At 37.5% G+C, this 14,438-nt stretch carries 13 protein-coding genes and 1 pseudogene; 5 read left to right on the top strand and 9 right to left on the bottom strand.

Translation table 11 applies throughout. The features are described from left to right. Positions 1-30: 30 nt before the first annotated feature. From treR to treP, 3 genes and pseudogenes are all read right to left on the bottom strand, one after another. A pseudogene (treR, locus tag DS745_RS22675) lies at positions 31-740 on the bottom strand (trehalose operon repressor). A gap of 23 nt (positions 741-763) precedes the next feature. Beyond that, positions 764-2,431: an alpha,alpha-phosphotrehalase gene (gene treC / locus DS745_RS22670; RefSeq protein ID WP_129080514.1), complete on the bottom strand. Its 1,668-nt coding sequence runs from the start codon at positions 2,429-2,431 to the stop codon at positions 764-766. Positions 2,432-2,506: 75 nt separating this feature from the next. After that, positions 2,507-3,919, bottom strand: coding sequence for a PTS system trehalose-specific EIIBC component (gene treP / locus DS745_RS22665; protein WP_129080513.1), 1,413 nt, complete (start codon positions 3,917-3,919; stop codon positions 2,507-2,509). 340 nt (positions 3,920-4,259) lie between these two features. Here treP and DS745_RS22660 point away from each other — a divergent pair, with 340 nt between their 5' ends. Continuing rightward, positions 4,260-5,168, top strand: coding sequence for a ketopantoate reductase family protein (locus DS745_RS22660; RefSeq protein WP_129080512.1), 909 nt, complete (start codon positions 4,260-4,262; stop codon positions 5,166-5,168). A gap of 210 nt (positions 5,169-5,378) precedes the next feature. On the opposite strand, the gene DS745_RS22655 is transcribed toward DS745_RS22660, so the two are convergent. From DS745_RS22655 to DS745_RS22645, 3 genes are all read right to left on the bottom strand, one after another. Continuing rightward, complete coding sequence (locus tag DS745_RS22655) at positions 5,379-6,038, bottom strand: DUF429 domain-containing protein (RefSeq protein WP_129080511.1); 660 nt, start codon at positions 6,036-6,038, stop codon at positions 5,379-5,381. 83 nt (positions 6,039-6,121) lie between these two features. Then, complete coding sequence (locus DS745_RS22650; protein WP_129080510.1) at positions 6,122-6,529, bottom strand: VOC family protein; 408 nt, start codon at positions 6,527-6,529, stop codon at positions 6,122-6,124. Positions 6,530-6,639: 110 nt separating this feature from the next. Beyond that, complete coding sequence (locus tag DS745_RS22645; RefSeq protein WP_129080509.1) at positions 6,640-7,581, bottom strand: aldo/keto reductase family protein; 942 nt, start codon at positions 7,579-7,581, stop codon at positions 6,640-6,642. A 123-nt stretch (positions 7,582-7,704) separates the two neighbouring features. On the opposite strand from DS745_RS22645, the gene DS745_RS22640 reads away from it, so the two are divergent. Both DS745_RS22640 and DS745_RS22635 read left to right on the top strand, forming a co-directional pair. After that, positions 7,705-8,301 (top strand): VanZ family protein, encoded by a 597-nt coding sequence (locus DS745_RS22640; RefSeq protein WP_129080508.1) that lies wholly within the window; start codon positions 7,705-7,707, stop codon positions 8,299-8,301. Positions 8,302-8,378: 77 nt separating this feature from the next. Further along, the gene (locus DS745_RS22635; protein ID WP_129080507.1) at positions 8,379-10,082 is read left to right on the top strand and encodes a SulP family inorganic anion transporter; all 1,704 of its coding nucleotides are present in this window, start codon (positions 8,379-8,381) and stop codon (positions 10,080-10,082) included. 13 nt (positions 10,083-10,095) lie between these two features. On the opposite strand, the gene DS745_RS22630 is transcribed toward DS745_RS22635, so the two are convergent. Then, a complete protein-coding gene (locus DS745_RS22630; protein ID WP_129080506.1) occupies positions 10,096-10,776 on the bottom strand; it encodes an HAD family hydrolase in 681 nt (226 codons plus the stop codon). Positions 10,777-11,009: 233 nt separating this feature from the next. Between DS745_RS22630 and DS745_RS22625 the strand changes: the two genes are divergently transcribed. Beyond that, on the top strand, positions 11,010-11,885 hold the full coding sequence (locus DS745_RS22625; RefSeq protein WP_129080505.1) for a hypothetical protein: 876 nt from the start codon (positions 11,010-11,012) through the stop codon (positions 11,883-11,885). A gap of 147 nt (positions 11,886-12,032) precedes the next feature. Here DS745_RS22625 and DS745_RS22620 read toward each other — a convergent pair whose 3' ends face one another. After that, positions 12,033-12,542 carry a DoxX family protein gene (locus DS745_RS22620; protein ID WP_129080504.1) on the bottom strand — a complete coding sequence of 170 codons (510 nt, stop codon included), beginning with the start codon at positions 12,540-12,542 and terminating at the stop codon, positions 12,033-12,035. Positions 12,543-12,829: 287 nt separating this feature from the next. Between DS745_RS22620 and DS745_RS22615 the strand changes: the two genes are divergently transcribed. After that, positions 12,830-13,678: a L,D-transpeptidase family protein gene (locus tag DS745_RS22615; RefSeq protein WP_129080503.1), complete on the top strand. Its 849-nt coding sequence runs from the start codon at positions 12,830-12,832 to the stop codon at positions 13,676-13,678. Between the two features lie 214 nt (positions 13,679-13,892). On the opposite strand, the gene DS745_RS22610 is transcribed toward DS745_RS22615, so the two are convergent. Continuing rightward, positions 13,893-14,324 carry an ASCH domain-containing protein gene (locus tag DS745_RS22610; RefSeq protein WP_129080502.1) on the bottom strand — a complete coding sequence of 144 codons (432 nt, stop codon included), beginning with the start codon at positions 14,322-14,324 and terminating at the stop codon, positions 13,893-13,895. Between the last annotated feature and the right edge of the window lie 114 nt (positions 14,325-14,438).

Below are 14,438 nucleotides of genomic sequence, written 5' to 3'. Positions count from 1 at the left end.
TTGCAGTACTCTCCGATTAAGTTCGTTTTTTTAGTTTCGTCGGGCAAAGTCAACGAAGCGGAATTTATCTGGACGGTGCCTGGATTCCGTATACTGAAAGAGGTTTGCATTATCTAGATAGACGTAATTCTTTACGACGACAATGTTTCATGCCCTACGATATCTAGATACATATGATCTTCTTCTGTAGGCGTTTCTACGGTAATTTCTTTTTTCGCGAAGCTAATCACAAGGCCAAGTTCATTTTCAATGTACTCATAAAGTGAATTTTCGCAGATTTCTTCAGTTAAACCAGGAATTAATTTCTTGTTTAAAAAATCCTTGTCCAAAATCACCTTTTCGTCATCTAACTCACGAACTCGCACAACTTCCCAAACATTATCTGAGCTTTTCACCTTTAATTGATCTCGAATGTAATCATTTGGGGTGTTGCTTTCTAGCTTCTTCAATGTTGTCTTCGCCCGTTGTCCCATTTTTTCAGCCAGCTCTTTGAAACTAACCAAGCCAGAAATAGGAAAATCAAATTTTTTTACATCTAGTACAATCGAGCCTTTGCCTTGCATTTTCTGTATGTACCCATGCTCAGACAAAAGCTTTAGTGCCTTACGGATCGTTTCTCTCGTTGTCTGATAGTGCAGGGCAAGATCATGCTCAGAAGGTATCTTTGTATGAGCCTTTAAAGTCCCATCCTGAATGAAACTAACTAACTCATCATAAATTTTTACGTACTTATTTTTCATCCTAACCACCTAAATGTAGTTTATCATTCCTTTGTAAAATGATAAACAATTGATTCGTATGGACGTAATACAATCTGGTTTAAGTCAGGACTCGGGTCTGGATAATTGGAAAGTAAGATCTGAACTTGATTAAAGTCATTTGGTAGTTCAAATGTGGTCTCTTTCTCATAGAAATTGGAAACCACCACTAACCCTTCGTTTTCAAACGTTCTTGAATAGGCAAAGATTTGTTCATGATCCGCGTTTAGTAACTTATAATCGCCATGAGTAACGACGTCGTACTGCTTTCTTAAACCATTTAACTGTTGATAGTGATAAAAAATCGAATTTTTATCCTCTAACGCAGCCTCAGCATTGATCGTCTGATAATTTTCAGGTATCCCAATCCATGGCGTTCCTGTCGTAAAGCCTGCATTTTCACTAGCATCCCATTGAACAGGTGTACGGGAGTTGTCACGGGACTTTCGTTTAATAATCTCCATGATTTCTTCAGTTGGAATACCTTTCTCCTCCATGATTTGGTAATAGTTAATCGTTTCCACATCACGATACTTTGTAATGTCATCAAACTTCGGATCTGTCATTCCGAACTCTTCGCCTTGGTAAATGTAAGGAGTACCTTGCATCATATGAATGGTGGTTGCCAACATTTTCGCTGATTGCTGATGGTACTTTTCGTCATTACCATAACGAGTGACAACACGAGGTTGGTCATGATTACACCAGAATAATGCGTTCCAACCGCCGCCTTTGTGCATTTCTATTTGCCACTTCGATAAAATTTGTTTTAACGCGTGAAAATCCATCTTGCCGAGGGCCCATTTTTCCCCGTTCGGATAATCCACTTTTAAATGATGAAAATTGAATGTCATACTCAGTTCTTTACTTTCAGGATTGGTATATTGAATGCAATGCTCGATAGTTGTAGATGACATTTCCCCTACCGTCATCGCATCATATTTTGAGAATACCTCTCGGTTCATTTCCTTCATATACTCATGAACTCTTGGTCCATCTGTATAAAACCGGCGTCCATCTCCAGGTGGTGTGTCATTTGGAAACTGTTGATTTTTTGAAATCAGGTTAATTACGTCTAAGCGAAAACCATCGACACCTTTATTAAACCAAAAGTGCATCATGTCATACACTTTTTTTCGAACTTCTTCATTCTCCCAGTTTAAATCGGCTTGTGTAACATCAAATAAGTGAAGGTAGTACTGAGCAGTCGTTTCATCGAACTTCCATGCAGAGCCACCAAATTTAGAAACCCAATTGGTTGGCTCTTTTCCGTCGACAGGGTCTTTCCATATATAGAAATCCCGGTAAGGACTTTCCTTTGATTTTTGTGATTCTTTAAACCATTCGTGTTCAGTTGACGTATGATTGACAACAATGTCCATGATGACTTTAATCTCACGTTCATGAGCCTCTGATAGTAAACGGTCGAAATCCTCCATTGTTCCGTATTCCTCATGAATGGAAAAATAATCACTAATATCATAGCCATTATCAATTTGAGGCGAAGCATAGATTGGTGTTAACCATATCACATCGATCCCAAGTTTTTTTAAGTAATCTAGTTTGTCAATAATTCCTTGGATATCCCCTACTCCATTTCCCGATGTATCGTTGAAGCTCTTTGGGTAAATTTGATAGACGACAGCTTTTCTCCACCATTCATTGTGTTTCATTACAATTCAACTCCATTTTTTGATATGTAAATGGACAATACCATTGGCATGAGCGCCAACGGTATGTCTAGTTCATTAAGCTTTTTTAATTTTTGCTACTGTTAGTGTAAGGACGAAAGGTACTATTACCGCAATTAACATCCCGAAGAAGAACGGTAACCATTTTTCCGGGAAGATTGAAAAGATACCTGGTAAACCACCTACACCAATAGAAAACGCCAGTACCTTATTAACAGTAATGACAACAGCAGCAATTCCAGATCCAATGATTGCACAAATAAACGGATATTTATAACGTAGATTTACCCCAAACATTGCTGGCTCAGTAATACCTAGATAAGCTGAAACAGATGAGGTTAGTGATAAACCTTTTAGTTTTTCATCTTTCGTCGCAAACATCATCGCTAAAGCTGCAGACCCTTGAGCAATATTTGATAAAGCTAAAATCGGCCATAAGAATGTTGCACCAGTAGTACCAATTAGCTGAATATCAACAGCTAAAAACGTGTGATGCATCCCTGTAATTACTAGTGGTGCGTAAATAAGCCCGTATAACAAACCACCAATGACTGCAAAGTTGTCAAAAACACCAACGAATAACGATGTAATTGCATTACCGATTGCAAATGTAACTGGTCCGATAATGATAAACGCTAGGAAACCTGTAACGAGTAGTGCAATTGGAGCTACTAATAATAGTTGGAACGCATCAGGAATTCGTTTACGCAATGCGATTTCTAACTTGGCTAAAACGTAGGAAGCAAACAAAATCGGCAATACTTGTCCTTGATAACCAACCTTTGCAATATCTAGCCCAAATAAATTCCAGTATGGGATTGTCCCCGCTTCTTTCGCAGCACCGTATGCCCATGCATTTAGTAAATCAGGGTGCACCAGCATTAAACCTAAGACGATCCCAAGTAACGGATTTCCACCAAATTTCTTAACTGCCGACCAACCGATTAAACCTGGTAAAAACACAAACGCCGTGTTAGCTATTAAATGAATGATGCTAGCAAAGTCTGCCCACTGTGTGTGAACATCAATAATTGACTGCTCATCATAGAAAATTCCAGCACCTGTTAGGATATTGTTAATCCCCATTAGTAAACCAGCAGTAACAATGGCAGGTAAAATCGGAATAAAGATATCTGCTAAAGTTTTAATTGCTCGTTGAAGTGGATTAAGTTTCTTTTCAGCAGCAGCCTTTATGTCTTCTTTTGAAGATTCGCCAATGCCAGTTATCTTGACCAACTCTCTGTAGACCTTATCTACAAGGCCTTGTCCAATAATGACCTGATATTGTCCGTTTGTACTAAAGGTACCTTTGACAATTTCGAGGCCTTCTAATTGTTCTTTGTTTACTTTTCCTTCGTCGTGTAAAACAAAACGTAATCTAGTCACACAATGAGTGGCAGAAGCTATGTTCTCTCCCCCACCAATGGCTTCGACGATTTGTTCTACTGTTTTTCTTTCAACTGTTGCCATTTGTATTCCCCCTGGTAGCGATTTCATTAATCGCTTTCATAAAATTCGGAACTTGTATATACAAGTTGTGATTAATTCGAATTATAACTTGTATATACAAGTCAGTCAACAAAGAAAATGGGTAACAATAGTACTCCGGGCATTTTGTAAATGTAATGTGATAATTTTGACAAGAACGTATTGAGCTTTCTTACCTAGCGCTACCTACCTCATGGTGTAAAAATTCCTATCTAAGAAAATCCTCTCCTTTTAATATTCTCCTAGTAATAAAGGATATTCCCATTCATTTGTAGAAAAAAAATCAGTGTAAAAACAATCTGAGGAAAGGGGAGAACGTTTTTTGAAGATATTAGTATTAGGTGCGGGTGCCGTCGGTGGTTACTTTGGAGGTAGATTAGTTGAAAAAGGTGAAGATGTTACGTTCCTTGTTAGAGAAGCAAGACAAAAACAGCTAACTGAACATGGGTTAGTTATCAATAGTGTTCATGGCGATGTCAAGTTACAGCCTAAAACTATTCTTGCTGGAGAAGCAGTGATACCATTTGACCTAATCTTGTTTGCAACAAAATCCTATCATTTTCATAATGCGATAGAAGCTATTAAACCTTACATAGGAGATCAAACGTTGATTTTACCACTTCTAAATGGCTATCAACATTTTGATCAATTAAAAGAGATGTTTGGTCAGGAGAAGATTTTGGGAGGACTTTGTTTTGTTGAAGCAACACTTAATGAGAACGGTGAGGTCGTTCAAACAAGCCCGACTCATCAATTATCATTTGGTGAATTAAAGGGTGGCACGAGTGTTCGGGTCGAAGCGATTAGAGAAGTATTTAGTGGTACCAAAACAGTCTTTCATTTAAGTGAAAATATCGTACAAGACATTTGGCATAAATACCTCTTTATTACGACTCTTTCGGGAATTACAACACTGATGCGTTCAGCGATTGGACCGATCCGTGAGGAAGGCGAAACTTTTATTGAACAGCTATTTGAAGAAACAGCAACAATTATGAGAGCTGTTGGTGCTCCTATTGCGGATGGTATTGAACGTAAACACATGGAAACGGTGAGAAAACAATCCTACACAATGAAATCTTCCATGCTACGTGATATGGAAAAATCGTATCCAACAGAGGCAGATCATATCCAGGGCTATTTACTACAATTAGCAGAGCAACATAGAGTTCAAGCTCCCCTTTTAACACTTGTGTATAGGAATCTTAGAGTTTATGAAAAGAACAATTAAGAAGTTGTCCCAATTAATTGCAGTATTTTGAGTTGGTTTTTAGGGTGTAGTTAAGTCTTAAATGGTAGCGGGTCATTTACGAGGACACACTGTGTCCTCTAAAGTTAAAAAAAGGCAAAAACTACGAAAATAGCTGAATATATGTCCTCCAAAAAAATCCTGCTGCAAAAAGAGGGTGTCCTAAACTTCTGGGACAGCCTCTATTCCCTTTTAACAACACACATCAAACGGATGTGGCGGTGATGTTTCCGTCCAAACCCATGTAGGTTGCTTGTTTGGATCTGCCCAATGCCAAGCAGCAAGTGCTGCTGCACAAGCATCGATACGATGAGAATTTTCTGAAACCATGGCGGGAATACCGTCTAACCCAACTGTTGAAAACCATTCAAAAACTACCTGTCTTGAAGACAATTCTTTTTTATAGTGAAGCGCATGACTTATATTCTCTATTCCTATTCTCGTTCCTATCGCTGCACCAGGATGCACTTCGACAATCCGAATATTACTAGCCGCAGGATCGGCAAGTACCCTACGAGTTAATGCAACTCCTCTTAGTGTCAAATAAACCATTTTGGTTAAAGTTGGTGGCATAACGGAACTGCCTGAAAGACCGAATTCCTTCATACATTGACGTAAGCCTTTATCCTGAGGCCGATCACCACCACCATCCTGATAAGATAAAGGAGCATCAATTCCGATAGCAACCTCCCCTTCAGTTGCAAGTTTCATAATGGTGGAAACGATGATTTCATCTGAAGCCTCGAGTAAGATATTTTCAAATACAAGTGAAGTTTCTCCTGGCTCGAACACGGTCATTACCGTATCATGGTGGTTGGCAGGACCAGACAAATCGATCCCTATAAATTTCATCTCATTTTCACGTCCTCATGTTCTTATGTCTATACTATTCCCCAAACTTTGCCACGTAGTGACCAATAACCAGAATTCTAACATTAATTTCTTCCTTTATAGCTCGGGCTTAATTCACTCCAAACATCAAACTTGTTACCATCTGGATCATAGAAGACAAAATTTCTGCCGATATGTCCTCTATTTTCAATTACTCCGATGGTTACACCTTTTTCGTGAAAATCATGATAAATGGTTTCAAGCGCTTTTAGTCCGTTCACCTCAAAGGTTAGCGAAAATCGCTCATCACCATAAATATCATAAAAGTTTGCATTTTGTTCTGGAGCCGATTTCACGAGAAAAAAGCTTATATCAGCCAAATTGATAATTGCTTTATCCTTGTCTTTATAAGTGACTACCGCCCCTAGTTTACTTTCATACCAATCAGCTGAGCGTTCGACATTTGTTACCGGTAAGTAAATGGTCCCTACTCTTAGTAATTTGTTATTCATCGTATACCCTCCTTATGATAGTAATCCTATTCAATAGTAATATGGAAAAATCCTTTTTATACCAAAAAAACACCACAAAAGCTCTACGCTTTTGTGGTGCCATAATTTCATTACAAGATCTCTTCTATTTGGTTGATAATATCCTCAGATAAAACTACTTCTACTGCTTTTACGTTTTCTTCTACCTGACTTGGTTTACTTGCACCTATTAACGCACTAGCTACGTTCGGTTGGCGAAGGATCCATGCTAAAGCTAAAGATGGTAACGTTATATCTAACTCTTTTGCAATTCCCTCTAATTTTTCCACCTTCGTTAATACGTCATCATTTAACATGTTGGTGATCCACATATTAATGGACTCATTTGAGGCACGGCTATCAGTAGGAACTTGCCCACGTTTATACTTCCCTGTTAACACCCCTTGTGCTAATGGAGAAAATACAACCTGACCAATGCCATGCTTCTGACTCGTTGGAATGATTTCAGGTTCGATGTAACGATTTAGCATGTTATAAACTGGTTGGTTTACAACGATGCGGTCAAGCAAGCGGCGATCAGCGATCCTTACTGCTTCTTCAATTTGAGCAGCGCTCCACTCACTCACACCAGCATACAAGATTTTTCCTTGTCGAATTAAATCATCAATCGCACGTAGCGTTTCTTCGACTGGTGTTTCAGGATCATAACGGTGGCAGTAAAAGATATCAACATAATCTAAATTCATTCTTTTTAGACTAGCATGAACCTGCTCTGTCACATGTTTTCTAGACAGTCCACGGTCATTCGGTCCGTCCCCCATTGGCCAAAACGCTTTTGTTGTAATGACGTATGAGTCACGTGGGTATTCTTTAAGAGCTTGAGCCATGACGCGCTCCCCTTCACCACGCTCATAAACATTGGCCGAATCAAAGAAATTAATTCCTAGTTCGTAAGCTTTATGTATTGTTTGTTCTGCTAAATTCTCTTCAACTGATTTTCCGTAAGTTAACCAGCTACCTAAACTAATTTCACTTACCTTTAAACCTGTGTTGCCTAGACGTCTGTACTTCAAGGGATCCCCTCCTACAAAATTATGCTAATACAAGTTTATATTACAAAATAAATCGGTTTAATGCTAATTCTAGCATCGTTTTTGCTATAATTAGTATATTATTTGTGAATGGAGTACTTTGACATGAGTAGACCTTTAACCATCGTGTTGTTGCTTTCTCAGCTCGTTTTCTTCCTACTCATGCCAATATGGTTTGAGTTAACAAGTTATCTTCACCCGATTGTAATTGTTGTTGTTTGGTTTTGCTTCACATCATTCATTTTCTTTGCTGTTTGCTGGCTGACAGACGAAAAAATCCTAATTTCTCCTGTCATTCTACACGCTGTTATCTATCTGTATCTGGGAAGCCTCCTTGTTTTGCTTTTTTTTCGTCCGGCAAACCAAACCTATGGAACGATAAGTCTACTACCTTTTGAAACAATACTCTACTATCTCTTTGGTGAGGTCAGCTTTTTAGTATCGTTTTATAATCTTGCTGCAAACATAGGTTTATTTATCCCCTTTGGCGTTTACTATCGTTATATAACAATGAAAGCATCGTTTCCAATACTTCTAGGTTTCGCGATAGTAGCGATTTGTTTAATTGAAGGACTACAATTTATAACGAAAAGAGGCAGTCTTGATATTGATGATTTGATTTTAAATGTAGGTGGAATTTGCCTAGGATATTGGTTACAGCCTATAGTGAAGAAAATTGTTTTGGTAAGTAAGAAGGAATAACCAATACTTATATAAGTTTTGAATGATACAATAACAAATATAAAGGTAAACTACCAATTTAGGAAGGTAGCGTAGCTATGCTAAAAAAATATAATAAAACGTTTTTAAGAAACGATCTCATTGCCGGTCTAACTCTATTCGTCATGCTTGTTCCACAAAGTATGGCTTATGCGATGCTTGCAGGGGTCCCCCCTGTTATGGGGTTATATGCTTCAACCATTCCACTGATGATTTATGCGGTGTTTGCTTCTTCCAAGCATTTGTCTGTTGGACCTGTAGCCATTACTTCATTATTAGTTTTTACTGGTGTCTCGCTTTATGCAGAACCTGGATCGAGTGAATACATTTCGTTAGTTCTAACACTGACTTTAATGGTAGGGGTCATTCAATTTTTGCTAGGGCTCTTAAATGGCGGGTTTATCGTCAAATTCATTCCTCATTCGGTATTAAGTGGATATACATCTGCTGCTGCGATTGTTATTGCTGTTAGTCAGTTTAAACACTTATTAGGGATTGATGTCGGCAATTATTTGCAGGTTCATCTCTTGTTTTTTGATATTTTACGAAAAATTAATGAGGCAAACGTACTGACTGTTTTCGTTGGACTACTTGCGTTTAGTACGCTCGTTCTCTTAAATAAACGATCACCACGAATACCAGGAGCGTTATTACTAGTTGTGGTGGCGATCGTGTCTGTCATGTTGTTTCGATTAGATCAACAAGGACTTCAGATTATTGGTAACGTGCCTCAAGGAATACCACAAATGACATTGCCAAGTATTTCTTTTCAAACGATACAATTGTTGCTACCAATGGCAATCACGATATCCTTAATTGCCTTTATGGAATCTCTGGCTATTTCGAAGTCCATTGCTAGAATTGAAAACTATAAGATCATTCCTAACAAGGAGTTAACTGCATTAGGAGTTTCTAATATTGTCGGTTCGTTTTTTCAAGCATTTCCGATTAACGGCAGTTTTTCGCGAACAGCGATCAACCACCAATCAGGTGGTAGAACTCAAGTGACATCATTTGTCACAGCCATTTGTGTCATAATTACGTTATTATTTTTCACTTCACTATTTTACTATTTGCCAACAGCCATCCTAGCAGCAATCATTATCGCTGCTGTCTATAAATTAGTAAACATTAGAGAGTTACCTACTCTTTTGAAAATTAAACCAGTAGAAGGCTGGGTTTGGTTGCTCACGTTTTGTGTCACCCTTTTTGTTGGAATACAGTGGGGAATTATTATTGGTGCAATCCTTACTCTTATCTTACTAATAGAAAAAAGTGCGAAGCCGGATATTGCTCAATTAGGATATGTTCCTGAAGAAAAGACGTTTCGTGACGTTAGGAGGTACACGAAAGCAATAACTTCAGAAAAGGTCTTACTCGTTCGCATCGATGCTAGCCTTCATTTTGCTAACATTTCTTACATTGAGGAACATTTAAAAAAGCTGATGAAACAAAATCCTCAAGCAAAGTGGATGGTTTTTGATATGAGTGGAGTAAATGACATTGATACAGTCTCCATTGATAAGTTAGAGGAAATGCTTGTTCACTGGAAGATCGAGGTCTTATTTGCGAATATGAAAGGTAGCATTCGTGAAACTGTAAATCGAGTTGATTGGAATAAAAAATATAAAGAGCAGCAATTACATTTAAATCTCGAGAAACTGCTTGAAATAAAGGGATTATTTCGCTATTTTCAGAGACGGGACACGAAATTAAGCGAACGATCTAGGGAAAGTAGTTGGGTGAACGATTATTCGATCTAAACACAGTACCAGTTTAAAGACTAGTACTGTGTTTTTTCATTTGTGTAATCAGGGTACAGATCTCGGATAAATCGTGAATGGTGAACGTTGAATGTCCCGTCTTCCAAAAATCATCTTTTTTCCAAATTGCTTTCATTCCAACCGCTTGTGCCGCTTTCACATCATTTTCTGGATGATCTCCGATAAAGACTGCTTCATGAGGAAGGATTTCAAACTTTTTTAATGCTCTTTGGAAGATGCGCGGATCAGGTTTTTTTAGACCTTCTAGCTCTGAAACAAAAATACAGTCAAAATAGTGCTCAATAGAAAGAGCTCTGATGTTGTCTAACTGGAATTGCCCCTTTCCGTTGGTGATAATTCCTAACGTAAGCTGATCCATTTTTAATTGGTCTAGCATGGATTGTAAGTTTGGAAAAGGTACACAATGGTATTTGAAATGAGTGAGATAATCTTGAAGTAATTCCTCCCAACCTACACCGGAAATATTACATTCAACAATTAACTGTTTGTATACCTTATCCTTCCATACATAACCTCTTGCGTCTAATTCAATGAATCTACCAATATAAAGATCTTTGGGTATATGATGTAAGTATGTATGGAGTCTATGGTATTGGTCGGATATAAAAGCTTTGATTGACTCTTCTCTGTTTAATAAAGTTCCATCTAGGTCGAAGAATACAGCTTTAACCATGGGTGTGCCATGCCCCCTCTTTTGATCATGTGCGAGCCTAAACCCCTTCATAAAACTACTGTTATTAAATTCCATATTAAGTAAAAGATATCCTTCATAATAATAACCTCTGTACCATCCAACATAAACTATATGGAAATTCATACAAAATCTCTTGTTTTATATAATGCAAAGTGTAATAAAAACTCTTTAGGAAATAATAAACCTAGTCCTTTAAGGAATGGAGAGTTGATATGTTTTTTGGAAAGAATAATCGATATCCTTATTTAATTTTATTGATCATTCATTCGACGTTACTCTTGTATACTTTTGCAAAAGTAAAGAATAAAAAACCTTTAGTTGTATTGTTATTATCCAACATGGGATTAGCGTATCTTTTTGAGTACCTTATACTCTCGTTTTTACATTTATATAGATATAAACCGAATTTTTTTAAGAAAAAATTCTTAGACGATATTTCAGGAGCTATTTTGTCGCAAGCAGTCTATGTCCCGTTTACAGCTCTATTCATTACGGCATTTAAACTAAAGTGGCCTGTAAAAATGGGATTTGCTATTTATTTTGCATTGATTGAAAAACTCTTTATTAAAATGGGAATTTTTAAAAAACGCGGCTGGAAAACAAGATACACGTTAGTATTAATCTATCTTTATTTTCATGTTAGTGACCAATGGCTTCGTCTTTTGAAAAAAGGAAACTCAATCATCCAAAAATTTACCCTTTATAACATGGTACAGTTTACAGGCATCAACAGCTTAGTTACGTTAGAAATGCTTCATTTATTAAGTTTTGGAAGAGGAAAACACCACTCTCTGATGGAACAGCACAAAATGGAAACATCCTATTCAAGTATAATGTCAGCTATTAAAACCTCATTTGCTTATACTGAAAGTGTAGCAGTAAAGATAGGATTACTAAGCGTTAAAAATATAATTGACCGTGCTCTCAGAAATATGAAGCTTATAAATATAAAGTCAATTTTTCCAATAACTCTCATCGACGTTCTACTCCTGTCTTTAGGTCCAGTGTATAAAAAATGGATTGAAGATATTGCGTTATCTGATGGACCTAACACGCAAACGGACCAAGAGGCAAATGGGTCACGCTAGCAACAGATTTCTCCTCCCCTAGTACACTTTCTGTAGAAGATCTAAAGGATATCCCTCTTACTTGTGATGCTAGTGTTCTTAATCGTGGGAAATACCTATATAACAGAAAAAAGCACGAATTGAGTCATTGTCAATTCGTGCTTTTTGTTATGCGGCATTTTTCACATCTGATTTATTTTTGAAAATGAAGCTCTTTAAATAAGGTATCACCCAACGGTCTCCACCAAAGCGTCCTGCGTTGTAACCAGCTACTAGGATAAAGATTGAGATTAAGATCATCCAAGGGTTAGTTGAAATAGTTCCTGCAAACATAAACGCGAAATTCATCACTACCCCAAAGAATGCTGCCCAAGTAGTTAAAACACCTACAATTAGTCCAAGTCCAACAAGTACTTCTCCCCAGGCAACCATAAAGCTAAATAGGTCAGCGTTTGGTACTGCAAATTTTTCTAAGAAAGCTATATAGGTAGGATAAACAATGTCGCCGTGACTAACCACAGGGTTAGCAACTGCATTATTTAAATAACCACCAGCGTTAAAAGGTTCACCAGTTACTTTGCCCCAACCGGCTGAAAGCCAACTCCACCCAAGATATAAACGAAGGAATGCTAAGATACCTGCAGCTATTTTATTATTTCTTAAGAAATTCATGACCATGATTGATCCACTCCTCAAAGTATAATTTTGATAGTGAGTGATTGGTCTTGCTTTCGTCTGGTAGTCCTTTTGTTGGACTAGGTTACTAAGTAATCACTAACTATCTTCACTATTAGTATATAATGATCGACTCAGTAGCGACTGTCCTACCTGTGAACATTGTATTGTGAAATGGTGAACAATATGTGAAGGGCTATTAGATTGAGAAAATATGAGTTTACTTGTAACTTTTTTCCATAAAATGGAGTCTAATATTGTGACACCTTAGAATTGGAGGTTTTTCTCTCGTGAAAAAAATTCCATTACTTATTCTTTTGTTTTGTTTTTTATGGCCACTTGACTCCCACGCTTCCGAGCAATCATTCATTATTATTAACAAAGCTAGCAATGAACTAGCACACTATGAAAATAATGAATTGTACGAAATATTTCCTGTTGCAACGGGCAAAAGTCCGCTACTAACACCGGAAGGTCATTTTCAAATCGTCAACAAGATCGTGAACAGACCTTACTATAAGGAAAATATCGCTGGAGGCGATCCAGTGAACCCACTTGGTGATCGGTGGTTAGGATTAAATGCACGTGGCACAATGGGTAGCACTTATGCGATCCATGGAAACAATAACCCAAACTCTATTGGAAAGTACGTAAGTTTAGGTTGTGTTCGTATGGATAATGATGATATACGATGGCTTTTTGATATGGTCAATGTCAAAACTCCAGTCATCATTGTTCACTCGTTAAATTCGTTCGATGAACTTGCCCGTGCGAACGGATTTACGGTAATTTCCACAGATATCGGTAAAGCACCTGCGATTACGCATACGCTTTTTGGTCTCGGTAGTACTGGGGAAGAAGTGAAAGCTCTCCAACAGCATCTAAGCTTACTAGGGTATGAATTTAAAGAAATGTCAGGTATATATGACGAAGATACCATAGAGGTAGTCAAGCAATTTCAAAGAGACTATCAGCTGATTGTCGATGGTTATGTAGGACAGGAAACGAAAAGAGCACTAAGAAGGCTACCCATGGTAATTACTCCCGATCCAGAGAAGATTCAAGATAATTTCAGACGATTAGGTTTTTATTTAGGCGAAAGTGATTTTATATTTGGGTATTCTCGCATGCTAAAATAAATGAAAAGCACGAATTGATGATTGGTCAATTCGTGCTTTATCTATGTTTAATCAGAGACCTAGGGTATGAAGATGTACCAATGAATAATAATAGTAACAAGGGTAGAAACTTTTCTAGGATATTGCTAGCATTTGTATATCATTATTCTAGCATCGGATATATTTAGAATGTAAGTATCCGTTTCAGAAAAACTCTAACCAGACATGTAGTAGATTAGCTTTCAATTTGGTGCTCCCATAAGCCTAACTGCCCTTTGGCTGGTAAAAAGGTGTCTAACATCTTCATATTTGAAACCACCCATACGTAATTCCCTACATCATAATCTCCTAGAAAAAAGTCGTTTCCTGATACTTCACGACCATCTTCTAAAATCGCCCATGTGTGATGATTTTCAATGACTTTTAGACAATTGTCGAGGGAACATACAGCAATAATTTGTCCGGTTGGTAACGTATCAGTTGTGTACCCGTGCTTTGCTAGTAATGCTTGAATTGCCACATGGTCACAAACAGCTTTGTTTATTTTTTTACTGGTATGGATTGCTAGTGGGCCACGATATTGCGTTCGCCATGTCCGAGTTTCGTATTGTGCTTCTCTAAGCACAAATAGATTTGCCCAAGGTTGAATCATCGACAAAACTTTCACTTTACATACCTTCTCCCTTAATTGAATATTTGTTTTAGATTGTCCTTTGAAAAAAATAGTTATGAGATATTCAGAGGGATTATTTGAAATATGGTGTTTTTTTTACAAAAATTA

It is taken from the genome of Anaerobacillus alkaliphilus, assembly GCF_004116265.1.
Lineage (GTDB): Bacteria > Bacillota > Bacilli > Bacillales > Anaerobacillaceae > Anaerobacillus > Anaerobacillus alkaliphilus.
The sequence above is the reverse complement of the archived record's forward strand: the minus strand, read 5'-3'. Positions and strand labels throughout refer to the sequence as shown.

Excerpts from the sequence above, each read along its gene's own strand:
- treC (WP_129080514.1), bottom strand. The coding sequence starts at position 2,431 with ATGAAACACAATGAATGGTGGAGAAAAGCTGTCGTCTATCAAATTTAC.
- treP (WP_129080513.1), bottom strand. The coding sequence starts at position 3,919 with ATGGCAACAGTTGAAAGAAAAACAGTAGAACAAATCGTCGAAGCCATT.
- DS745_RS22655 (WP_129080511.1), bottom strand. The coding sequence starts at position 6,038 with ATGAAATTTATAGGGATCGATTTGTCTGGTCCTGCCAACCACCATGAT.
- DS745_RS22650 (WP_129080510.1), bottom strand. The coding sequence starts at position 6,529 with ATGAATAACAAATTACTAAGAGTAGGGACCATTTACTTACCGGTAACA.
- DS745_RS22640 (WP_129080508.1), top strand. The coding sequence starts at position 7,705 with ATGAGTAGACCTTTAACCATCGTGTTGTTGCTTTCTCAGCTCGTTTTC.
- DS745_RS22635 (WP_129080507.1), top strand. The coding sequence starts at position 8,379 with ATGCTAAAAAAATATAATAAAACGTTTTTAAGAAACGATCTCATTGCC.
- DS745_RS22630 (WP_129080506.1), bottom strand. The coding sequence starts at position 10,776 with ATGGTTAAAGCTGTATTCTTCGACCTAGATGGAACTTTATTAAACAGA.
- DS745_RS22625 (WP_129080505.1), top strand. The coding sequence starts at position 11,010 with ATGTTTTTTGGAAAGAATAATCGATATCCTTATTTAATTTTATTGATC.
- DS745_RS22620 (WP_129080504.1), bottom strand. The coding sequence starts at position 12,542 with ATGGTCATGAATTTCTTAAGAAATAATAAAATAGCTGCAGGTATCTTA.